The 22,546-nt window shown below is 49.0% G+C and carries 20 protein-coding genes and 1 pseudogene; all 21 read left to right on the top strand.

Annotated features, from left to right (window positions below):
* The first annotated feature begins 24 nt into the window (after nucleotides 1-24).
* The 21 genes and pseudogenes from murG to HUG15_RS14850 all read left to right on the top strand — a co-directional run bounded on the left by murG (nucleotide 25) and on the right by HUG15_RS14850 (nucleotide 22,429).
* Nucleotides 25-1,119: an undecaprenyldiphospho-muramoylpentapeptide beta-N-acetylglucosaminyltransferase gene (gene murG / locus HUG15_RS14950; RefSeq protein ID WP_200123859.1), complete on the top strand. Its 1,095-nt coding sequence runs from the start codon at nucleotides 25-27 to the stop codon at nucleotides 1,117-1,119.
* A gap of 128 nt (nucleotides 1,120-1,247) precedes the next feature.
* The gene (locus HUG15_RS14945; RefSeq protein WP_200123858.1) at nucleotides 1,248-2,036 is read left to right on the top strand and encodes a cell division protein FtsQ/DivIB; all 789 of its coding nucleotides are present in this window, start codon (nucleotides 1,248-1,250) and stop codon (nucleotides 2,034-2,036) included.
* A gap of 772 nt (nucleotides 2,037-2,808) precedes the next feature.
* A pseudogene (gene ftsA, locus HUG15_RS14940) lies at nucleotides 2,809-4,094 on the top strand (cell division protein FtsA).
* Between the two features lie 232 nt (nucleotides 4,095-4,326).
* Complete coding sequence (ftsZ, locus tag HUG15_RS14935) at nucleotides 4,327-5,496, top strand: cell division protein FtsZ (RefSeq protein ID WP_200123857.1); 1,170 nt, start codon at nucleotides 4,327-4,329, stop codon at nucleotides 5,494-5,496.
* Between the two features lie 509 nt (nucleotides 5,497-6,005).
* Nucleotides 6,006-6,932, top strand: coding sequence for a sigma-E processing peptidase SpoIIGA (locus tag HUG15_RS14930; protein WP_200123856.1), 927 nt, complete (start codon nucleotides 6,006-6,008; stop codon nucleotides 6,930-6,932).
* A 245-nt stretch (nucleotides 6,933-7,177) separates the two neighbouring features.
* Nucleotides 7,178-7,888, top strand: a complete 711-nt coding sequence (gene sigE, locus HUG15_RS14925) for an RNA polymerase sporulation sigma factor SigE (protein WP_425504059.1) — start codon at nucleotides 7,178-7,180, stop codon at nucleotides 7,886-7,888.
* Nucleotides 7,889-8,046: 158 nt separating this feature from the next.
* Nucleotides 8,047-8,829, top strand: coding sequence for an RNA polymerase sporulation sigma factor SigG (sigG, locus tag HUG15_RS14920; protein WP_200123854.1), 783 nt, complete (start codon nucleotides 8,047-8,049; stop codon nucleotides 8,827-8,829).
* Between the two features lie 326 nt (nucleotides 8,830-9,155).
* On the top strand, nucleotides 9,156-9,413 hold the full coding sequence (locus tag HUG15_RS14915) for a YlmC/YmxH family sporulation protein (RefSeq protein WP_200123853.1): 258 nt from the start codon (nucleotides 9,156-9,158) through the stop codon (nucleotides 9,411-9,413).
* A 67-nt stretch (nucleotides 9,414-9,480) separates the two neighbouring features.
* On the top strand, nucleotides 9,481-10,314 hold the full coding sequence (gene pgeF, locus HUG15_RS14910) for a peptidoglycan editing factor PgeF (protein ID WP_200123852.1): 834 nt from the start codon (nucleotides 9,481-9,483) through the stop codon (nucleotides 10,312-10,314).
* Nucleotides 10,315-11,010, top strand: coding sequence for a YggS family pyridoxal phosphate-dependent enzyme (locus HUG15_RS14905; RefSeq protein ID WP_200123851.1), 696 nt, complete (start codon nucleotides 10,315-10,317; stop codon nucleotides 11,008-11,010). It abuts the gene before it with no gap.
* A 3-nt stretch (nucleotides 11,011-11,013) separates the two neighbouring features.
* Complete coding sequence (locus HUG15_RS14900; RefSeq protein WP_200123850.1) at nucleotides 11,014-11,430, top strand: cell division protein SepF; 417 nt, start codon at nucleotides 11,014-11,016, stop codon at nucleotides 11,428-11,430.
* Between the two features lie 28 nt (nucleotides 11,431-11,458).
* Nucleotides 11,459-11,716 carry a YggT family protein gene (locus tag HUG15_RS14895; protein ID WP_200123849.1) on the top strand — a complete coding sequence of 86 codons (258 nt, stop codon included), beginning with the start codon at nucleotides 11,459-11,461 and terminating at the stop codon, nucleotides 11,714-11,716.
* Between the two features lie 16 nt (nucleotides 11,717-11,732).
* On the top strand, nucleotides 11,733-12,509 hold the full coding sequence (locus tag HUG15_RS14890) for a YlmH family RNA-binding protein (protein WP_200123848.1): 777 nt from the start codon (nucleotides 11,733-11,735) through the stop codon (nucleotides 12,507-12,509).
* A 26-nt stretch (nucleotides 12,510-12,535) separates the two neighbouring features.
* Nucleotides 12,536-13,054, top strand: a complete 519-nt coding sequence (locus HUG15_RS14885) for a DivIVA domain-containing protein (protein ID WP_200123847.1) — start codon at nucleotides 12,536-12,538, stop codon at nucleotides 13,052-13,054.
* 866 nt (nucleotides 13,055-13,920) lie between these two features.
* The gene (gene ileS, locus HUG15_RS14880; RefSeq protein ID WP_200123846.1) at nucleotides 13,921-16,689 is read left to right on the top strand and encodes an isoleucine--tRNA ligase; all 2,769 of its coding nucleotides are present in this window, start codon (nucleotides 13,921-13,923) and stop codon (nucleotides 16,687-16,689) included.
* Nucleotides 16,690-16,767: 78 nt separating this feature from the next.
* The gene (locus tag HUG15_RS14875) at nucleotides 16,768-17,418 is read left to right on the top strand and encodes a TraR/DksA C4-type zinc finger protein (protein ID WP_200123845.1); all 651 of its coding nucleotides are present in this window, start codon (nucleotides 16,768-16,770) and stop codon (nucleotides 17,416-17,418) included.
* A 49-nt stretch (nucleotides 17,419-17,467) separates the two neighbouring features.
* On the top strand, nucleotides 17,468-17,947 hold the full coding sequence (gene lspA / locus HUG15_RS14870; RefSeq protein ID WP_200128995.1) for a signal peptidase II: 480 nt from the start codon (nucleotides 17,468-17,470) through the stop codon (nucleotides 17,945-17,947).
* Nucleotides 17,934-18,857, top strand: a complete 924-nt coding sequence (locus HUG15_RS14865; RefSeq protein ID WP_425504010.1) for an RluA family pseudouridine synthase — start codon at nucleotides 17,934-17,936, stop codon at nucleotides 18,855-18,857. The genes lspA and HUG15_RS14865 overlap by 14 nt, the downstream gene beginning before the upstream one ends.
* A gap of 547 nt (nucleotides 18,858-19,404) precedes the next feature.
* Nucleotides 19,405-19,962 (top strand): bifunctional pyr operon transcriptional regulator/uracil phosphoribosyltransferase PyrR, encoded by a 558-nt coding sequence (pyrR, locus tag HUG15_RS14860; protein WP_200123844.1) that lies wholly within the window; start codon nucleotides 19,405-19,407, stop codon nucleotides 19,960-19,962.
* A gap of 203 nt (nucleotides 19,963-20,165) precedes the next feature.
* Nucleotides 20,166-21,500, top strand: coding sequence for a uracil-xanthine permease family protein (locus HUG15_RS14855; RefSeq protein WP_200123843.1), 1,335 nt, complete (start codon nucleotides 20,166-20,168; stop codon nucleotides 21,498-21,500).
* Between the two features lie 2 nt (nucleotides 21,501-21,502).
* Nucleotides 21,503-22,429: an aspartate carbamoyltransferase catalytic subunit gene (locus HUG15_RS14850; protein WP_200123842.1), complete on the top strand. Its 927-nt coding sequence runs from the start codon at nucleotides 21,503-21,505 to the stop codon at nucleotides 22,427-22,429.
* Nucleotides 22,430-22,546: the final 117 nt, after the last annotated feature.

The raw sequence follows: 22,546 nt of genomic DNA, 5'->3' as shown, positions 1-22,546 counted from the left end.
TATCTAAAACCTGAGGTGAAATGTATGAAAGTGTTGGTCACCGGCGGAGGCACGGGAGGGCACATTTACCCCGCGATTGCCATGATTAAAGCGATTCGCGAGGAGGAGCCGTCTGCCTCCTTTTTATACGTGGGAACGGGAAATGGATTGGAAAACGAGATCGTGCCAAAATACGACATTCCCTTTGAGACGATCGAAATCAGTGGATTTAAACGGAAATTGTCTTTTGAAAATATAAAAACCGTACGGCGCTTTTTAAAAGGGACCTCGCGGGCGAAGCAGTTGATTCGTGAATTTAAGCCAGACATTGCCCTCGGGACAGGGGGCTATGTGGCGGGTCCCGTGATGTACGCGGCCGCCCGGTTGGGAGTGCCGACGGTTATTCATGAGCAAAACAGCATTCCCGGCCTTACGAATAAGTTTTTAAGCAGATACGCCACAAACGTCGCGATTTCTTTTCAGGAAGCTTCCGGTTATTTTCCGCAGGACAAAACGGTCTTCACCGGGAATCCGCGTGCCTCCGAAGTCGTTAAAGCCGAAAAAACTAATTTGGTGACCGAATTCGGATTGAAAAATAACCTCCCCGTCGTGTTGATTGTCGGCGGCAGCCGCGGTGCACAACCGATTCATGATGCCTTTTTAGAGGCACTTCCACAATTAACCGACAAACATTGTCAATACTTATATATCACAGGAAGCGTCCATTATGATAAAGTGAAGACAAGCATAGCCAATGAAAAAACGCGCGCACATGTCGTCGTCCGTCCGTTCATTCACAATATGCCAAATGTACTTGCAAGTGTAGATGCAGTTGTGAGTCGGGCCGGTGCCACAACATTGGCGGAAATTACGGCACTTGGCATCCCCTCCATCTTAATTCCGAGCCCTTACGTGACGAAAAACCATCAGGAAATGAATGCCAGAGCGTTGGAGGACGTTGGTGCTGCGATGGTGCACAAAGAAACGGATTGGTCGGGAGATAAACTCGAGGCGGATATAAAGGCGCTTTTTCAAAATGGCGAAGCGGCCGAGATGCAATCGGCGGCAACATCTATCGGCGTTCCGGATGCGGCCGACCGATTACGGGAAGTGATGAAAAGAGCCATTAGAAAAACTTGACTTATCGCCAAGGATGGCGAAAGTCAAAGTCTTTTCTTATACTATCATCCGAATAATTTATACATTTGATAGTGCAAAAATGCGGTGAATAAATACGAGACAAACCGGTATCAAGAGGAGGTTGGCGAGTGGGAGATCGAAAAGTTGTATCCGCAAATGAACGAATTCCCGCATTAAAAGAACAGCGAAAAAAACGTGCCAATCGCCGGCTGATCATTTCTTTGATCACGATCTTTTTGTTGATCGGGCTTGTCGTCTATTTGCAATCCCCTCTAAGTGACATTCAAACGATTAATGTGGAAGGAATTGTTACCGGGGAAGAGGACGAGGTGACGGCTCAAAGCGGTTTGGAGCAGGGGGATAATATTTGGGCGGCCGATCTTCGGGGGGCAGAAGAAAGGATTTCGGAAAATCTCCCTCATGTGTTGGAAGCTTCGGTTTCGCGATCATTTCCGAGCACGGTACATATTGCCATCACCGAGCAGGAACGAATCGCTTATATGGAAGAAGACGAGACGTACATCCCTGTATTTGCGAACGGGGAACAAAGTCCTGATCAAGGCTTGGATCAACTCCCCGGTGACGCGCCCGTCGTCTATGGGTGGAATGATGAATCCCGATTGGAAACACTTCTTTCTGAAATGGAAAAACTCACAGACGGGGTCGTGAACCGAATATCGGAAGTGCATCCACTCGATGAAAGCCATGAAGGACTACGATTGTATATGAATGATGGGATTGAAGTGGAGACAACGGTCGACCAATTTGCGGAGTACATGTCCGGCTATCCTTCTGTCGCAGAAGAGATTGATCCTGAAGATTCGGGAGTATTGCATATGAAAATGAGGCCTTATTTTGAAAGCTCATCAACGCCTGACGAAGACGAAGATGAAGATTCCGATGAGGAGAACGGCTGATAAAAGGGGTTAATACTAACATCTATGGTTGAAAAATAAAAATGATCATGAATGATGGTAACCGCTACGGGAAAACACGACGCTTTCCGTGGGCCCTTAGCTCAGCCTCCTCGTTAGAAAACTTGGCTTTTCGCCAAGCTTTTACGGCGAAAAGCCTTAGCCCAACTTATGCAGGTAAGAAAGTTGGTTGATACTTTTTTGCAGGCAAAAAAGAAGATCGCTTTTTTCTGCGGGGTCTTCCCACTGCGCTTTCCCACGGGAGTCTCCGTGTTTTTCCTCCGCTAGCCAATGTTATCACCGTAAATATTCACAGATATCGACGATAGATTTTGGTGAAGAACCAATAACAGAAATCAGAAGCCGGAGGCCAGATGCATGGTATTTCGAAGGATTATAAAGGACTTCTAGGAATTGAGGCGATTTTCGCTTTTCTCCAAGCCTATATTGGTGTAAACTTGTACATAAGATCTTTTTTCAACCACAAAGAAGGTATAGGATCTTTCTATTCATGAAAAAGTTTTTTCGCAATATGCGTAGACTCGTCAGCATCATTCGTGAACAAGCTTAAATAAGCTGTGGAGCTATCCAGTGAAACTAGTAATCTAGCATGCAATTACAACCGGGATAAATTATTTGCTGATGTAGTCACGGCTTTAAAGAATGGTGATGACCCGCTTTGCTGCGGTTACCTCCCGTCCGCACGGGCGCGCCCAACACATCACAAGCCTGGCATGTTATGGGCAGAACATTATTGCAGTAGGAGGTGCCATTCGTGGACAATAATGAGATTTATGTCAGTTTGGATGTTGGTACAACTGAAGTAAAAGTAATGATCGGGGAAATCTCGGCGGGAATACTCAATATTATCGGCGTCGGAAAAGCGCCGTCTACCGGCATTAAAAAAGGCACCGTTGTTGACATTGACGCCACGGTCGCATCTATCCGCCAAGCCACCGAAGAAGCGGAAAGGATGGTCGGCGTTTCCATTAACCAAGTCGTCGTCGGCATTAATGGAAACCATATTGAATTGCAGCCGTGTCAAGGGATCGTTGCTGTATCGAACCCGAATAAAGAAATCGGCCAGGAAGATATCGATAGGGTCATGGATGCAGCGCAAGTCGTATCCATCCCGCGGGACCGCGAAGTGGTCGATATCGTACCGAATCAATTTATCGTAGACGGTTACGATGAAATCAACGACCCCACTGGAATGATCGGTGTACGGTTAGAAATGGAAGGAATGCTCATTACCGGATCAAAAACGGTCTTACATAACCTTTTGCGTTGTGTGGAGAAAGCGGGTTTGGTCATTTCGGATATTTACCTGCAGCCGCTGGCGGCAGGTGAAATTGCCGTATCAAAAGATGAACGGTCACTTGGTGTTGCGCTTGTCGATATCGGTGGAAGCCAAACGACGATCTCTACGTTTAAAGACGGTTCACTGGAAACGTTGAATGTCGTCCCCATCGGGGGGCGCATGTGACAAACGATCTATCCGTAGGGCTTCGCGTAACCAAGGCGGAAGCGGAACGTGTGAAAGTAGAACATGGGCATGCGTATATCGACGATACTTCCGATGAAGTGTTCGCCACCGTTCACCCAATGGGAGGCCATGAACCGGAGGAGTATTCGCAACGGGACTTGGCGCATGTCATTGAACCGCGAATGGAAGAGATTTTCGAAATCATTGCCGAAGAATTAAGCGGAATTGGGGATATCCCGGGTGGAGTCGTATTGACTGGCGGTACGGTGATGATGCCGGGCACCCTTGAATTGGCCAGAGAAATTATCGGCCGTAATATCCGAATGGCGATTCCGGACTATATTGGGGTAAGGGAGCCGAGATACACCAATGGCGTTGGACTCATTGAATTTGCCCATCTTCATGTTAGAATGAACGAGATGGATGAAATGGTCGTTGCAAGTCAGGATGAAGAGGAGTCACCGGCCTATCGCAAAACAAGAAACTCGGAAAAGCAGCGGGAACAACGAGAGGAAAAGGAATCACCAGGAGTAAGAAAAAAAGTTCGTAGTTTTTTCAAAGTGTTTTTTGAATAGTAACCGTGTTCAAAAAGGAGGACAAAAATAGCCGAGAAGTTCAAGGAAGCGAAGAAGCAAGCTGGCGCGCTTCCACAGGATGTGGCGACTTCTGCGTTCGCTTGTGTGTCGTGGCAGTTTTTAGCAGAAGTTCCCCTTCTCGACAGCTATTTTCCCCGGACTTTTTGAACAACCTCTTGTAACGAAACATAAAGGGATATACCAGACAATTGACTGATGAGGGGGACCCGAGATGCTAGAGTTTGAAATGGACATGGATCAACTCGCTCAAATCAAAGTCATTGGGGTTGGAGGCGGCGGCTCCAATGCAGTGAACCGCATGATTGAAAATGGCTTGCAAGGCGTGGAATTTATCGCCGTAAATACGGATTCCCAAGCGCTATCCCTCTCCCAGGCGGATACAAAACTTCAGCTGGGCGGGAAATTAACGCGCGGGCTTGGCGCAGGCGCAAACCCCGAAATTGGCAAAAAAGCGGCGGAAGAAAGCAAAGAGCAAATGGAAGAATCACTGACCGGGGCAGACATGGTATTTATCACGGCCGGCATGGGCGGAGGAACCGGAACCGGTGCTGCCCCCGTCATTGCAGAAGTGGCCAAAGAAATAGGCGCCCTCACCGTAGGTGTCGTGACACGGCCGTTTACTTTTGAAGGGAAAAAACGCTCCACCCATGCAACCGAAGGGATTGAAACCCTTAAAGAAAAAGTAGATACTTTGATTGTTATCCCGAACGATCGTCTACTGGAAATTGTCGATAAAAGCACACCGATGCTGGAAGCATTTCGAGAAGCAGATAATGTACTGAGACAAGGGGTGCAGGGCATTTCGGATTTAATCGCGACGCCTGGGCTAATCAACTTGGATTTTGCCGACGTAAAAACCATCATGAGCGAAAAAGGTTCCGCGCTTATGGGAATTGGCATCGCTACCGGCGAAAGCCGAGCCGGTGAGGCGGCGAAAAAGGCAATTTCCAGCCCATTGCTGGAAACGTCCGTTGATGGTGCCCAAGGGGTACTAATGAACATCACCGGCGGAAGCGATTTAAGTTTGTTTGAGGTGCATGAAGCAGCCGAAATTGTTTCGGATGCATCGGATCCGGAAGTCAATATGATTTTTGGATCCGTCATCAATGAAAATTTGAAAGATGAAGTTCTCGTTACGGTGATTGCAACGGGATTCAACGAAGGTTCGGAAAAGCGGGGGCGTCCCGGCAATAGCCAAGAAACGGGCAGCAGCAGACGGACAAGCCCGCAACAACAGGCCCCACAGCGCCCGCAAGCGCAACCGCAACAACCGGCCTTCGAAGAAGAGCCGGAACGGCCAACCGACAGACAAGGACAAGAAGACGACCAAGATTCCCTTGATATCCCGGCATTTTTACGTAACCGTCGCCGGAACCGGTAAAACACGGGAAAGGAAAACCCAAACGGAGCAAGGCTCCCGTTTGGGTTTTTTATTGTCGATATGATCCGCTTTGGGCAACTATGATTCCCTAACAAAGAAAAAATCAAGCGATTCGGTCGTCATGAAGAAGCTATGGCGACCGAATGAAAACTAATCAAAACGACTCGGTCACTATGAAGTGTCCATGGCGACCGGGCAAAAGAAAAAAGATGAGTCCGGTCGCCATGACAGCCCTATGGCTCCCGAATACAGGTTACATCGATTAGATCGGTCACCATCCAGATAGATGCCCAAGCCCCAAAGCGACCAAGTTCGATGCTCCACGCCAAATAATATCCGAAAAATAAATAACAACCTCCAATCCCCCGCCTCACACCTCCTCGACAGTTTTTTATCAAATCAATGAAAATCAGAGTGTGACAACCACTGATAAAGTGACATACTTCGAATGCCTATACGCTTATACTGTTAAAAGAGAGGTCAACAAGAAAGGGGGGCCGAAGAGTGTTTTGACGCTGTACATAGATATCATCTATGCATTAAACACGGCCGTAACTGTCAGTTTGCTCTATATGACGGCTAAATGGATCGGTTACCAAACAAAAAAAAGGCGACTATTCATCGCCGCAGCCTGTTCAGGTCTCCCGTTGTTTATGTGGCTAACGGCTTATGGAGAATTTTTATTGCATCCGATCGCGCAAGGCATTATTTGTATGGGTACGATTCTGTTGGCGTTCGGTTTTCAAACATTTACACGTTTTGCCAAGACCGTTGTATTGTTTTATTTTATTTCTTGGCTTACGGGCGGTGTCGTTATGGCGATGGCCATGTTTTGGCAAACGTCTGAACTTTTGGAAACATGGCGTTCATCCGCCCGTTGGGTGCTGTTTGATGATATGCACGGACTGCTCGTTTTATCCGCGTTACCGGTCGTCATTCTTTTTGCTGAATTAAGCAAGCGTGTGCTTAAACAGGAAAAGAAAACAGCTGCCCAGTTCGCGGATGTGATCATCAAAATGAATGAGCAGACGGAAGCTATCAAGGCAACGACCCTCGTCGATACCGGCAACCATTTACGCGATCCCATCTCAAGGGCGCCCGTTTTGTTGGCCGAGATCGCGTTGTTTCAATCGCAGCTGACAGAAGATGAATGGGAGGAAACGCTCGAATGGCTCGATTCAGAGGGGAAGAAAGGGAAAATGAAATGGGAAGAGCGGATGAAATTAATTCCGTATCGCACCGTCGGCCGTGAACATGGCTTTATTTTCGCTGTTTCCGCGGCTGAAGTTGTCATTGTTGCCGACGGCGAGCGGCAGGGTCACAAAAATGTGTTGATCGGATTTGAGAATCGCAAGCTTTCTGCGGAAGGACGCTTTCAATGTATAACACCGCCCGACTTGCTTCCAAATACCGCGGGCTTAGATTCTGCATCTTAAAATGAAACGTCCAAGTAAGGAAGTCGGCTAAAACCGTCACCTTCTGTGACAACGCCGACACTAGCACATCCTGTGCGTCACAATCGGGGTGTTAGCCGCCAGTTATACCGGAAATCAGAAATCGAAAGCCGGAAGATCATTCCTCGCTTGCTGAAAAGGTTTTTTCCGACTTCTGTCAGAAATCTGACCTCTGGGACGGGCGTTTACCACCGGGATAAAAGGGGAGAAATGCTTTGTGGAAAAAAATAAAGGTTCACTTTTTGAAACGCTGGTATAAAATCCTTGCCTTTTTTGGCATAAAAACGGACAGCATTTATTATATCGGTGGAAGTGAGGCGCTGCCGCCACCGCTTTCAAAAGAAGAGGAAGCGGACCTACTTGCCAAACTGCCGGATGGAGACGAGGAAGTGCGCGGCATTTTGATCGAACGCAACCTCCGGCTCGTCGTCTATATTGCCCGTAAATTTGAGAACACCGGTATTAATATTGAAGATTTGATTAGCATTGGGACGATCGGTCTCATCAAAGGGGTCAACACATTTAATCCGGAAAAAAAGATAAAGCTGGCCACTTACGCCTCACGCTGTATTGAAAATGAGATTTTGATGTATTTGCGGAGGAACAATAAAACCCGTTTTGAAATTTCTTTTGATGAACCGCTAAATGTCGATTGGGACGGCAATGAGCTGCTACTCTCGGATGTGATGGGGACTGAAGAAGACATCATCACTCGGGGCATCGAGGATAAAGTCGATAAATCCCTGCTTCGGCGGGCATTAACAACACTCAATCCCCGGGAAAAACAAATCATGGAGCTTCGGTTCGGGCTTGCCGGCCAGAAGGAAAAAACACAAAAAGATGTGGCAGATATGCTCGGGATCTCACAATCTTATATTTCCCGGCTGGAAAAACGCATTATTCGCAGACTGAAAAAAGAATTTAATAAAATGGTGTAAAAACAAACAGGCGGACGCACGCGGGTTTTGCATCATACGGGCATCTTCCCATCGATAAGGCGGACGTTGGCAACGCATATTTTTTCTTCACACGGACATACTGAACGTGTAAGAAGGAGGAATCGTAGTTCTCCGTAAGCCACCGTGGGAGGGAAGACATGACACGCAACAAAGTAGAGATCTGCGGTGTGGACACATCGAAGCTGCCCGTTTTGAAAAATGATGAAATGCGAGTGTTATTCGAACGCCTGCAATCCGGTGATGAAACAGCAAGAGAAACATTGGTGAATGGAAACTTGCGACTCGTCCTTAGTGTCATTCAACGTTTCAATAATCGAGGTGAGTTTGTTGATGATTTGTTTCAAGTTGGCTGTATCGGCTTGATGAAAAGCATTGATAATTTCGATCTCAGCCATAACGTGAAGTTTTCTACTTATGCCGTGCCCATGATTATCGGTGAAATTCGCCGCTACTTGCGCGATAACAATCCGATCAGGGTTTCCCGTTCTCTTCGCGATACGGCGTACAAAGCATTACAAGTTCGCGACCGTCTCATGTCCGAAAAAAACCGGGCAACGGAACCGACCGTTCAGGAGATCGCAAAAGAGCTTGACACGCCGAAAGAAGACGTCGTTTTTGCGCTTGATGCCATTCAAGATCCGGTTTCGTTGTTTGAGCCGATCTACAACGACGGCGGGGACCCGATCTATGTCATGGACCAAGTGAGCGATGAAAAAGTAAGCGATACATCGTGGGTTGAACATATTGCTTTGCAAGAAGCGATGATTCGACTTAATGACCGCGAAAAGAAAATACTCGACATGCGTTTTTTTCAAGGGAAAACACAAATGGAAGTGGCCGAAGAAATTGGGATTTCCCAAGCCCAAGTATCCCGGCTGGAAAAAGCAGCTGTTCAACAGATGAACAAACATAGTCAATAAAAGCAGACTCCGATGGGGTGCCCGTGCCCTGTTGGAGTTTTTTATTGCCATGGTTTCATGGAGCCTGAAATTACCGTGGAATGCTCATTCCGGTGGCCATGACCGCTTCATGGAACCCGAAACAGGTGCTAAAGCTTCATTTCAGTCGCCATGAACGCCCCTTGACGCCCGAAATCATCGCGAATCGCTCATTCCGATCGCCATGACGCTAGCTGTCCTCCCCTCCTCTCTCGCAAAACGAACCTGATTCCTGAGAGATAAACGGTTGTCTTCCGTCATACATATTAAAGAGGTGGATCGATCAGGAAATGAGGGAGGCGCCTAACATGTTGAAAATCACCGATCTGCAATCAAAAGAAGTGGTGAACGTTCAAACGGGAAAACGATTGGGGTCACTTGGGGACGTGGACATTAATTTGATGACCGGGAACATAGAATCCTTAATCATTACCGGGTCGGGGCGGTTGTTGGGGATGTTCGGACGCGATGATGAAATGATTATTCCCTGGACGCAAATCGCAAAAATCGGAACCGATGTTATCCTCGTTTATGTACATGGAACAGAAACGTCGAGTTTTCAATAATAACTATCGAATATGAAGGAATATGTGGTAAAATAAAGAGTAACAAAAGAACCAGAGGCGGTCTTTTATGAATAGAGAACCTTTTGCCCTACATCCAACGAAAACATTGCTTGAGATCCGCGGCCCAAAACAGGTGCGTGCCGGGTTTACGACACGGCTCGGCGGCATTAGCCGTGACCCATATAACGAGGCGAACTACGGTTTTCATGTCGGCGATGATTCCGATCATGTCATGGCTAATCGCGAGCAACTTGCCAATGCCCTCGACATTTCGCTTTCGCGCGCGGTGTTCGGCGAGCAGGTGCACGGCGGTGTGGTCCGGAAAGTTGATGAAACCGACGGTGGGCGCGGGAGCTTTAAACTTGATGATACGATTCCCGATGTGGATGGCCTATATACGACAACGAAAAACCTGTGGCTCATGAGTTTATACGCCGATTGTGTTCCGCTTTATTTTTATAACCGCGGGCAAACGATCGCAGGTATCGCCCATGCCGGTTGGAAAGGGACCGCCGCTAATATCGGGGGCGAGATGGTCAGGATATGGGACGAAATCGAAGGAATCCCCGCCGAAGCTATCCATGTGGTGATCGGACCGTCCATCGGAAAGGCCGCTTACGAAGTGGACGACAAGGTGATTACTGCGCTAAAAAAAGTATTGCCCCGAGGAAAAGAACCGTGGACGCAACACGAGTCCGGGCTCTTTCAATTGGATTTAAAAGAAGCAAACGCGTTGTTGCTTGAAAAAGCAGGCATTAAACGCGCGCATATGGATATAAGCAACGCGTGCACCTATGAAAACGAAGAGTTATTTTTTTCGCATCGGCGCGACTCCGGCCAAACCGGGCGCATGATGGCTTATATAGGGTTTTTGAACACCGCGGGGAGTGACGAAGAGTAAATGAACATCAAGGAAAATTATGAAGCGATTATGGCAAGGGTATCTGCGGCTTGTGAACGCGCAGGCCGGAGCCCGGAAGACGTCACCGTTATGGCGGTAACGAAATACGTATCGGCCGAGCGTGTGGAAAAAGCAATAGCCGCGGGGGTGAAACATTTTGGCGAAAGCCGGGATGGCGGTTTGCTTGAAAAAAAACAAGCCATAAAGGCGCCCGTACACTGGCATTTTGTCGGACGCATGCAAAGCCGAAAAGTGAAAGAGGTTATCCATGAGTGTGACGTGATTCATTCCCTCGATCGCGCGTCTCTAGCGAAAGAAATTAATAAACGTTATCAACGGGAAACACCGATTGATTGCATGGTGCAGGTGAACGTTTCCGGGGAGGAAACGAAGGCGGGGGTAGCCCCCGATCAATTGGAAAACTTCGTGCGTGCCCTCGAATCTTATGAGCACATTCGCGTCGCGGGACTCATGACGATGGCTCCGCACACGAAAAACCCGGAAGACGTGCGCCCGTATTTTCGGCAATTGCGTGAGCTATGTGACGATATTAAACGTTTGCAATTGCCCCATGCCCCTTGTCAACATTTGTCCATGGGGATGTCCAATGATTTTGAACAGGCGGTGGAAGAAGGAGCCACGATTATTCGTTTGGGGACAAGCCTTGTCGGCAATGAAACGGGAAGGGAGGCGTAGATTTTGGGCTTTAAAACACGTTTCAAACGTTTTTTTGATTTTGATGAAGAGTATTATGACGAAGAACAAGAAATTCCTGCCGATGACGAAACAGAGCCAACGGCCAAGCATGGAAAAAATGTGGTCAGCTTGCAAAGTGTGCAACAGTCTGCGAAGATGGTTTTAATCGAACCGCGCACGTACGATGAAGCGCAAGAAGTGGCGGATCATTTGAAAAACAGACGTTCGTGTGTCATTAATATGCAGCGGATCCCGAACGATCAAGCTAAAAGAATCGTGGATTTCTTGAGCGGAACGGTATACGCGATCGGCGGAGACATCCAAAAGATCGGCACGGGGACGTTCCTGTGTACCCCGGAAAACGTCGATGTAAGCGGTGCGATCTCCGAATTTCTTCACCAGGAAAGTGCAGAATGGTAGATAAAGCTAGAAGGCAGGTGAACACCCGATGCAAATGATTGGCCAACTTTTAAGCATGGGCATTAATTTATATACAGTTGCTGTTTTCATTTATGTCTTATCAAGCTGGATTCCGAACTTGCGGGAATCGAATTTCGGCCAGATGCTCGGCTCGATTGTAGAGCCGTATTTGGAACCCTTCCGTAAATTCATTCCTCCGCTCGGCGGCATGATGGACTTTTCCCCGATTGTCGCGCTAATCGCCTTGCGTCTCGCGGCGAGCGGCGTCGGTGCTATTTTCTTTTAACGACAGGAGCCGGCTAATGGAGATTTATCAACATTTTCGCAAAGAAGAATTTCCGTTTATCCAGCAAGTGGAAGATTGGAAGTCCCATGTTGGCACGATCTATGAGGCAAAATTAAGCGGCTTTTTGGACCCTCGGGAACGAGAGATCGTGTCAGCGGTCGTTGGCGGGGATGAAACGGTACATGTCGCTTTTTTCGGAGGAAGGCCGGGTGCAGAACGACAACGGGCGCTTCTGTACCCTTTCTATGAAGAGGCAGGAGAACACCGCTTTCAAGTGGAATTGTTCGATGTTGATTATGCGCGCAAATTTGCGGAGATTCATCACCGTGACCTCCTCGGTGCGCTCACTTCGCTTGGGGTGAAACGCGAACTTTTCGGCGATATCACGGTGACGAAAGATGTGTTACAATTTTTTTGTGCGAAAGAAATCGCGGACTTTATCCAATTAAACCTTACGAAAGCGGGAAATACATCGCTGAAAACAACTCCGGAACCTCTTACGGAAGCCGTGCGTATCGAAGAGGACTGGCAGGAAGACACCGCCTTCGTCTCTTCGTTGCGGCTCGATGTGGTCATCGCTGCGATTTATCGTCTTCCTCGTTCAAAGGTGAAGCCATACATAGAGCGGGAACGCGTGAAATTGAATTGGAGAACGACCGATCACCCGGCAACGATCGTGGAAGAGGGCGATGTCATTTCTGTCCGCGGCAAAGGGAGAAGCACGCTAATCGCCTTAGAAGAACGTTCCCGAAAGGGGCGCCAACGGATCGTATTTGGGCGAAAAACAGATTAGACAAAACATTTTGGAGGTGGCTGGCGTTGTCGCTAACCCCGGTAGATATTCACAATAAGCAGTTTACGAAAGCGTTTCGCGGTTATGATGAAGATGAAGTCAACGAATTTCTCGATCAAATCATTAAGGATTATGAGAGTACAATTCGGCAAAAAAATGAATTGTTTGAAAAAGTGAATGAATTGGAAGATCGCCTGAATCATTTTTCCAACATGGAAGAAACGTTGAATAAATCCATTTACGTTGCCCAAGAGTCGGCCGAAGATATTAAACGCAGTGCGAATAAGGAGTCCCAGCTTATTATTCGGGAATCGGAAAAAAATGCCGATCGAATCATCAACGATGCGCTCGCCAAATCCCGCAAAATTGCATTGGAAACCGAAGAATTGAAAAAACAGGCGTCCGTTTATCGCATGCGTTTTAAAATGCTGATTGAATCACAATTGGAAATGCTTAACGATGAGGAATGGGACAAACTTGCCGATTCTTTCGAAGAAGAAGGAGAAGAAGAGAACACGGCCGATCAAACGTCTGAAGAAGCTTAAAAGCAAGCGGAAAGTTAAAGTACAACAATTTATTAATCGAAATAAGGTCGTCTTTCTTGGCAGGTAAGAAAGTATAAATCAACTTTATTACCTGCATAAGTGCAACTAAGGCTTTCGCCATAAGCTTGGCGAAAAGCCAAGTTTTCTAAGAATCGAGAAGTCACCCCCAAACTTAGCTTCACTTGTTCCACTCGGAGCAGTTCGTTCTCCGTTTGAGGGATTACTTAACCACTCTTGTTCCTCACGGAGCAGACCGACTCCCGTCTGAGGGATTACTATGCATCCTTTTGTTCCTCTCAGAGCAGCTCGACCGCCGTTCGAGGGATTACTTGTGATCAAAATCTCCCCACCCAAATGAAGGGAGCGATCGGAAGCGAGAGAAGCACCGGCGGACACACTGCTTATATTTGGATCTTGACTAGATCGTTAGCTTAAAAGCCGCTACTTGACGAAAGTGGCTATCTCCCATATAATTTTGTAAAACATCGATAGTGTACGCTATGACAGGGACAGTAGTGAAGGAACCCGTTGCCAAGCGAGTCAGGGATGGTGTGAGCCTGATCAACCCCCTTCATGAAAATCACCCTTAAGCACCGGTCCGAAACGGCCAGGCCAGAGTAGGCGCCGGCGTCCATCAAACGTTACTTGATCCGAGCGGCATTGCATTTTTTTGGCAGGTAAGAAAGTATAAATTAACTTTCTTACCTGCATAAGTGCAACTAAGGCTTTTCGCCATAAAAGCTTGGCGAAAAGCCAAGTTTTCTAACAGCTAGCAGGGTGGTACCGCGGGTAAACCTCGTCCCTACGCAGGGCGGGGTTTTTTTATTTGACTTTATGTATACAAAACGAAATGGAGGAAGAACGAAATGGATTACAAGCAAACCCTTTTAATGCCGAAAACCGCTTTTCCGATGAGGGGAAAGCTGCCGAGTCAAGAGCCGAAACGGCAGGAGGCCTGGGAAGAAGAAGGCCTATATCAACAGCTCGTTGAAAAAAATGCCGATAAACCGCTTTTCATCTTGCATGACGGACCGATTTATGCAAATGGCGACATTCACGTCGGTCATGCTTTGAACCGGATTTTAAAAGATATCATCGTTCGGCATCGGTCCATGGACGGCTATAACGCGCCTTATATTCCCGGCTGGGATGCCCACGGGTTGCCGATCGAAACGGCTCTCACGAAGAATAAAAAAATCGACCGCAAAAAAATGTCGGTTGCCGAATTTCGCAAAGCGTGTGAAGATTACGCTTGGGAGCAACTGGAAAAGCAACGGAATCAATTTAAACGGCTCGGCATGATTGCCGATTGGGAAAATCCTTATGTAACACTGACGCCGGACTTTGAAGCGAATCAAATTCGTGTTTTCGGGGAAATGGCGAAGCAAGGCCACGTCTATCAAGGGAAACGGCCGGTGTATTGGTCGCCATCATCGGAATCCGCGCTTGCTGAAGCAGAAATCGAATACCATGACAAGCGTTCGCCGTCGATTTATGTGTCCTTTCCGGTGACCGACGGAAAAGGGGTTTTGAATGAAGGAGACCAGGTGATCATCTGGACGACAACGCCATGGACGATTCCGGGAAACATGGGCATTTCGGTACATCCCGATTATGACTACAGCGTGTTCACTCGTGGCAACAAACGTTACGTCGTTGCCAGTAAATTGTATGAAACCGTTATTGAAGAATTGGGATGGCAAGACGATGCCGAAATCGTGGACACGGTGAAAGGCGAAGCGCTGGATCGAGTTGTCGCCAAACACCCTTTTTATGATCGGGATTCCCTCGTTATGACCGGGGAACATGTGACAGTGGACGCGGGAACCGGTGCCGTCCATACCGCGCCCGGGCACGGGGAAGAAGACTTCTTCATCGGAAAAGAATACGGTTTGGAAGCTCTGTCTCCGGTCAATGACAAAGGGGTATTTACAGATGAAGCCCCCGGGTTTGAAGGGATGTTTTATGATAAGGCAAATAAAGAAATTACGGAAAAACTAGAAGAAGTCGGATCCTTGCTGAAACTGACGTTCATCACCCATTCGTATCCTCATGATTGGCGCACGAAGAAGCCTGTTATTTATCGGGCGACGGAGCAATGGTTCGTATCCGTGGATAATATTAGAAACGAGTTATTGGAAGCCATCGGCCGTGTGAAATGGCAACCAAAATGGGGAGAAACACGGTTGTATAACATGGTTCGCGACCGTGGCGATTGGTGTATTTCCAGACAACGGTCTTGGGGCGTCCCGATCCCGGTTTTTTATGGCGAAGATGGGACGGCGATCGTCGATGATGAAACAATTGACCATGTCGCCCAATTGTTTAGGGAACATGGCTCCAACATTTGGTTTGAATGGGAAGCAACGGATTTATTGCCAGACGGCTATACATCTACGCATAGCCCGAATGGAACGTTTACCCGTGAGATGGACATTATGGACGTCTGGTTCGATTCCGGCTCGACGCATGAAGGGGTGCTCATGGAGCGAGAAGATGCACAGCGGCCGGCCGATCTTTATTTGGAAGGGTCGGACCAATACCGGGGCTGGTTTAATTCTTCGTTGACGACCGCGGTTGCCGTCACCGGCGAAGCACCTTATAAACAAGTGCTGAGCCATGGATTTACGATGGATGGCAATGGCCAGAAAATGTCAAAATCGCTCGGGAATGTCATTGACCCTGCCAATGTCATGAAACAGCTGGGTGCCGATATTTTACGGCTTTGGGCAGGTTCCGTGGATTTTCAGGCTGACGTTCGCCTATCGGATGACATTTTAAAACAGGTATCGGAAAACTACCGGAAAGTCCGCAACACGCTGCGTTTTCTGCTCGGGAACTTGCACGACTTTGACCCGGCCGTTCACCGTGTGCCGGTCCATCAATTGGAAGACATGGACCGCTACATGCGGGAAAGACTGAACAACGTAATCGAACGTGCCCAAGAAGGGTACCGCAATTACGTATTCAGCAACGCCTATCAAGCGATTCATCATTTCTGTGCGGTTGAGTTGAGTGCGTTTTATATGGATGTGGCAAAAGATCGTTTGTATTGCGATCATGCCGATGACCCGCGCCGCCGCTCGTTGCAGACGGTTATGCACGATACGGTTATCGCCATTACGAAATTAATCGCGCCGATCACCCCGCATACGGCGGAAGAGACGTGGGCGCATATTCCTGGAGCGGAGAATGTGGATTTCGTGCAACTGACGGATATGCCGGAACCAATGGCAGTTGAAGATCGTGATGCGCTGCTCAATCGTTGGGAGATATTACTCGCCGTGCGTGATGATGTGTTGAAAGCGTTGGAAACGGCACGTGAAGAGCGGGTCATTGGTAAATCCCTGGAAGCAAAAGTGACGATTTCCGTTCCTGAAACAGCTTATGACCTTCTTTTGGCACAAGAGGGATCGGAGAAACTGTTCATCGTTTCCCAAGTGGAACTGCAAAAAAGCAATGATGTGCCGGAAGGGCAAACGGCTGCCGTTCATGTTGAAGAAGCAAAAGGAGAAACGTGTGCCCGTTGTTGGCACGTAAAAGAAGATGTCGGCGCCGACCCTGAACATCCTGACGTATGCAAACGCTGTGCCGACGTTATCGCCACGTACGATCCCGCAGATCTGGAAGTTTAACCAATGATCCATGCGGGTAATCCCTTTCGTTTCATCAGAAGCTAAAAAGGCGGGTGGAAAGGAAGGGGAGTGTTTGCGGTGACCGATAAAGAAGCAGCCATTCAATGGCTTTACGAGCGAAAATCCGAAATGGATGAGCGGGAAACGGTTAAAAACCAAGACAGCCGGGACAATGAATTGTCCGTCTACGATAACCATCCTGCCGACGCCGCCGATATTTTTTATGAAGCAAGCAAGGACAAGGCTTTGCGCCGCCACCGTAATCACGAGTACGCTGAGATCGTGCATGCCCTTCATAAAGTGAAGGAGGGCACGTATGGCATCTGTGAGAAAACGGGTGCGGAGATTTCTCCCGAGCGCCTGCGCGCCTACCCGATTGCCCGCACAGGGGGCGAAAAAATGGACGGAGTCATTAGCGAGGCCCATTTCTTCGTCGATCCACCGTCCAATGAAGCAAGTCCTTCGGCCAATCACGATTATGAAGTGAACGGAGACGCGGCCCTTGATGGCGTGGATATGTGGGAGGCGCTCATGAACACGACCGAAGACGACGGATACCGGGAGACGGCAACGACGGACTTTTGGGTGGAAGAGGCACCCGGCTATACGGAAGAGATGGAGCGTTTTCTTTCAACGGGAATCGAAGGATATACCGGGAGCGATCATGTCAATATGTTCCGCAACGAAGCGTACGATTCTCTAATGGAGGAAGAGGAGAACTGGCGGTAACCACCGCCTTTTCTTTTACCTATGACGATAAGGGGGGAACCGAGTGATTATTATTTACTATTTGCTCGCACTGGTTGTGCTTATCGCTGACCAGCTCACGAAATGGCTTATAGCGGCTTATATGGAGATTGGCGAAACGATCCCGGTCATCGAAGACGTCATACATATCACGTCCCATCGAAACGCCGGTGCAGCTTTTGGTATCTTGCAAGGGCAGATGTGGTTGTTTTATATTGTGACGATTATCGTCACCGTCGGTATTGTTTATTTTATAAAGAAAATGGGGCAAACAGACAAGTGGATCGGCATCCCGCTCGGCATATTGCTTGGCGGCACGGTTGGAAACTTCATCGACCGTATTTTGCACGGGGAAGTCATTGATTTTATCGATGTGTACATCGGTACATATAGCTTTCCGATTTTTAACGTTGCCGATAGTGCGCTGACCGTCGGGGTTATTTTGCTCATCATAAAATTGTTTATCGATGAGCGCAAGGAAAAAAAGGAGAAAGCCGATGATAAATCCTAAAACTTGGCATGTTTCGGAAGAGAACGAAGACGAACGCATCGACAAATGGTTGGCGAAAGCGATGGGGGCATCAAGAACAGCGGTTCAACAATGGGTTCGCGACGGCTATGTGTTGGTGGGTGGCAAGCAGGTGAAAAGCAATTATAAATTGCAAAAGGGGGACAACATTCTGGCGGAACCTCCTTCCGAAGAGCCTTTCGCTTTAGAGGCTGAGGATATTCCGCTCGATATTCGCTATGAAGATGATGATTTGCTCGTCGTGAACAAAGCGCGGGGGATGGTCGTCCATCCGGCGCCCGGCCATTTTACCGGCGGGACGCTCGTTCACGCGCTTCTTCATTACACGGATGCATTGTCGGATGTCAATGGTGAATTACGGCCGGGCATCGTTCATCGCATTGACAAGGATACGAGCGGTTTGATGGTTGTTGCCAAAACGAATCACGCGCACACGCACCTTGTGGAGCAATTGCAAAGGCGCTCGTTGTCCCGGGTGTATCGGGCGCTCGTCCACGGAGCGGTATCCCATGAGGAGGGAACGATCGAGGCGCCGATCGGAAGGGACCCCTTTGACCGGCAAAAAATGGCCGTTACCGATGTGCATGCCAAGGAAGCGATCACGCATTTCGACGTACTGGAACGGTTTTCGGATTATACGATCATTCGGTGCCGCTTGGAAACCGGCCGGACCCATCAAATCCGGGTACACATGGCTTATATTGGCCACCCGGTCGTGGCGGATCCAAAGTATGGAAACCGCCGACATTCGCACCTGCTTTCCGGCCAGGCGCTTCATGCAGAAGAGCTAACACTCGTACATCCGAGCGATAGCGAGATGTATACGTTCCACGCGCCGCTCCCGGACGATATGGAACAATTGATCGAGGGGATTCGGCGAGCGGGTGAATGAGTACTTTTGGGTGCCATGAATGAGTTCATGGCGACGGTAATAGGCGTAACATGCGAATTTCGGCATCATGAACGGCTCATGGCGCCTGAACCGGCTCGCGGCATCAAGACTCGGTCTTCATGAGCGTATCATAGCGCCCGAAATAGGCTGACATCACGATTTTCGGGTTCCATGACCGCTTCATGGCACCCGAACCGGCTCGCGTTATCGGGTTTCGGGTCTCATGAATACTTCATGGCGCCCGTATCGGCACATATCATCAAGATTCGGTCACCGTGAACGGTTCATGGGGACGCTAGGTGCTAGCCTCTACATGCTTCGGGCGCCATGGCGACGATCACTTATTTATTTTAGCAATTTATATTGACACCTTACGTTTTTTCTGTAATAATAACAACAATAAAATAATCCCTTTAAAGCAGTCCCGTGAGGCTGAGAAGGAACCTAATCGAGTGTCGGAGCGCCGTGGCACTCGTATGTCTAAAAGACGAGGAACCCCTCTGATCCCACGTGGATGGAGGGGTTTTTTCATGGGGAGGGCATATAAATGACGGCAAAAGAAAAGGAGCAAATTTTGTTGGATCAAGAAGCGATCCGCCGAGCATTAACCCGCATTTCGCATGAAATGATTGAAAAAAACAAAGGCATGGATGATTGCATCTTGCTCGGCATTCGCACGCGTGGCTATCCGTTGGCGGAGCAGTTGGCAGCCAACATCAAGCGAATCGAAGGTGTAACCTTGCCGGTCGGCAGCATCGATATCACGCTTTACCGCGATGACCTTGAAAAAAAACAAGCCGATCCAAAGATTCATGAATTGGAATTGCCCGCATCGATTGAAGGAAAAAAAGTCATCCTCGTCGACGACGTCCTCTATACGGGGCGCACCGTTCGCGCGGCCATGGACGCATTGATGGATAAAGGGCGCCCGAACCAGATTCAACTCGCTGTTCTCGTCGACCGCGGCCACCGCGAGCTTCCGATCCGTCCGGATTATGTCGGCAAAAACGTCCCGACCTCCCAGTCCGAGCAAATACGCGTACAGTTATACCAAAATGATGACACCGACAAAGTAAGCATCGTCCAAACCCAAACAAATGAATAACCCCCTCTTTAAAACGGTCCCGTGAGGCTGATAAGAGGAACTTGGCATTGAAAGCAAACCCGTGCGGTGCGCCGCACGTCCGTCTGCCTCTGCCACCTTCCTCTTTGTCACGGACAAAGGGGTTTTTTTTAAAAAGAGGTTTTGAAGGTTTTTCCAACTTCTCACCTCCCACCTCTCACTTCTAGAACGGAGGCTTAGGCAGCATGACAAACACAAAACCGGTCCTCGACGTCCATGACCGACCTGCTTGGCATCAATGGATCTTCTTAAGTTTACAGCATTTGTTCGCGATGTTCGGGGCGACGATTCTCGTCCCTATTCTGACGGGTCTTAGTCCGTCGATTGCTTTGATCGCGAGTGGGTTGGGAACGCTCGCCTACTTGCTCGTCACCCGCGGGCAGATTCCTGCCTACATCGGCTCTTCGTTCGCATTTATCTTCCCGTTAGTTGCCGCCATGTCCTTCGGAGGCGCGGCAGCCGTGATGCTCGGGACGTTTACCGCCGGGGTTGTTTATGGCCTTACCGCCATTCTTATAAGAGTCTTCGGTGTCGGCTGGTTAATGCGCCTCCTGCCGCCGGTCGTCGTCGGTCCCGTCATTATGGTGATCGGGTTGGGGCTTGCTTCCACAGCGATTGACATGGCGATGAATTTTGACGAGGAAACCGGTCAATACGTGGACAGCCTTCGTCACTTGAGCGTCGCGCTTGCCACGCTCGCGATTACGATCGTAACCTCGGTGTTTTTCAAAGGGTTTCTTCGAGTCATTCCCGTCTTAACCGGCCTTGTCGGGGGCTATATTATCGCGTACATGGCTGGCATCGTCGATCTATCTGAAGTAGCCGCCGCTCCGTGGTTTCACATCCCCGACTTCGCCATTCCGTTTGTAACGGTAACCCCGACATGGTCGCTGACGGTCATTATCATCATGGCACCGATCGCCCTCGTCACGATGGCTGAACATATCGGGGATCAGATGGTATTAAGCAAAATTGTCGGACGAAACTTTTTGCGCAACCCGGGATTGGACCGCTCCTTGCTCGGAGACGGCCTGGCTTCCATCGTCGCCTCCCTTGTTGGCGGTCCGCCGAATACGACATACGGAGAAAACATCGGCGTGCTTGCCATCACAAAAATTTTCAGCGTGTTCGTGATTGGCGGCGCCGCAGTGCTCGCGATCCTGTTCGGATTTTCGGGAAAAATCGAAGCTTTGATTGCCAGCATCCCGGATGCGGTCATGGGTGGCGTCTCCATTCTCTTGTTCGGCATTATCGCCTCGGCCGGCATGCGCTTGCTCATTGAAAACGAAATTAACCTCGGCGAGAACCGCAATCTCGTCATCGTCGCGACCGTCCTTGTCATTGGAATCGGTGGTGCGTTCATCCCAATCACCGAATACCTGGAAATTCCCGCGATGGCGCTGGCAACGATTATCGGCATGATCCTCCATGCCATCATGCCAAATAAATCGCTCGGATATGGTAATGGACAATTATTTTCCAGTCTTGAGGGAGAAAATACGACAGCAGAGGTGGACTAAAAATGAATAAACAAACCCATCATTTTAAGACCGTTGATGAGTTATCCGTTGGATCGATGCACGGGTTGCTACGGGACGCAATTGCTTTTAAGGAAGGGGAAACGTGGACGGTTCCCGAACGTCCTTACGTTGCCAATCTTTTTTACGAACCGAGCACACGGACGAAGATGTCGTTTGAAGTCGCGCAAAAGCGCCTCGGATTCCATGTCCTGGATATTGATGCTGATACGTCCAGCGTTCAAAAAGGGGAATCGTTGTACGATACCATTCGTACGTTACAAGCGATCGGTGCTTCAGCGGTCGTTGTCCGCCATTTTGAGAAACAGTTTTACGAGCAACTGGGCGGGTTGTCAATCCCCGTGATCAACGCCGGTGACGGAGAAGGAGAACATCCGTCGCAATGCATGCTCGACTTAATGACGATCAAAGAGGAGTTTCATACATTCGCCGGGGTGAACGTGGCTATGATTGGAGACATCCGCCATAGCCGGGTCGCCCGCTCCAATATTAGCGCGCTAAAGCGGCTAGGGGCGAACGTTCAGTTGGCCGGCCCCGACGATTGGATGGACCATTCCTTGGGGTGCGCCCACGTTTCTGTTGACACCGCCATTAAACAAGCCGATGTGGTCATGTTGCTCCGGGTGCAACACGAGCGCCACGCGGAGCAGACAGCCAGTCAAAATGCAAAACGTTATCATGAGCAATTCGGTCTAACGGAAAAGCGGGAAACAATGATGAAACCGGGCGCGATCATCATGCATCCGGGACCTTTCAACCGTGGGGTGGAGATTGCGACCTCCCTCGTTGAATCGCCGCGCTCGCGGATTTTCAAACAAGTGGAAAACGGCGTATACGCGCGGATGGCGATTTTGAAACATGTGTTTGAGAGTTCAAAAGCCATCGACTATGCATTGAGAGACGCATTGTAGACAGAGGCCAGAATTCAGACAACAGAAACCTGAAGAGGCCACAGATACCTGGACACCGGATATAACGACAGCTTCCCATCAGGATAAATACCAGAATCATAAAGGAGATGAAGGACT

It is taken from the genome of Salicibibacter cibarius (genome assembly GCF_016495725.1).
GTDB lineage: Bacteria > Bacillota > Bacilli > Bacillales > Marinococcaceae > Salicibibacter > Salicibibacter cibarius.
This window is presented reverse-complemented; position numbering and strand designations above follow the sequence as displayed.

Bases quoted from the DNA above. Each gene is read 5' to 3' on its own strand.
- murG (WP_200123859.1), top strand. From the start codon at position 25: ATGAAAGTGTTGGTCACCGGCGGAGGCACGGGAGGGCACATTTACCCC.
- ftsZ (WP_200123857.1), top strand. From the start codon at position 4,327: ATGCTAGAGTTTGAAATGGACATGGATCAACTCGCTCAAATCAAAGTC.
- sigG (WP_200123854.1), top strand. From the start codon at position 8,047: ATGACACGCAACAAAGTAGAGATCTGCGGTGTGGACACATCGAAGCTG.
- HUG15_RS14915 (WP_200123853.1), top strand. From the start codon at position 9,156: ATGTTGAAAATCACCGATCTGCAATCAAAAGAAGTGGTGAACGTTCAA.
- pgeF (WP_200123852.1), top strand. From the start codon at position 9,481: ATGAATAGAGAACCTTTTGCCCTACATCCAACGAAAACATTGCTTGAG.
- HUG15_RS14905 (WP_200123851.1), top strand. From the start codon at position 10,315: ATGAACATCAAGGAAAATTATGAAGCGATTATGGCAAGGGTATCTGCG.
- HUG15_RS14895 (WP_200123849.1), top strand. From the start codon at position 11,459: ATGCAAATGATTGGCCAACTTTTAAGCATGGGCATTAATTTATATACA.
- HUG15_RS14890 (WP_200123848.1), top strand. From the start codon at position 11,733: ATGGAGATTTATCAACATTTTCGCAAAGAAGAATTTCCGTTTATCCAG.
- ileS (WP_200123846.1), top strand. From the start codon at position 13,921: ATGGATTACAAGCAAACCCTTTTAATGCCGAAAACCGCTTTTCCGATG.
- HUG15_RS14865 (WP_425504010.1), top strand. From the start codon at position 17,934: ATGATAAATCCTAAAACTTGGCATGTTTCGGAAGAGAACGAAGACGAA.
- pyrR (WP_200123844.1), top strand. From the start codon at position 19,405: ATGACGGCAAAAGAAAAGGAGCAAATTTTGTTGGATCAAGAAGCGATC.
- HUG15_RS14855 (WP_200123843.1), top strand. From the start codon at position 20,166: ATGACAAACACAAAACCGGTCCTCGACGTCCATGACCGACCTGCTTGG.
- HUG15_RS14850 (WP_200123842.1), top strand. From the start codon at position 21,503: ATGAATAAACAAACCCATCATTTTAAGACCGTTGATGAGTTATCCGTT.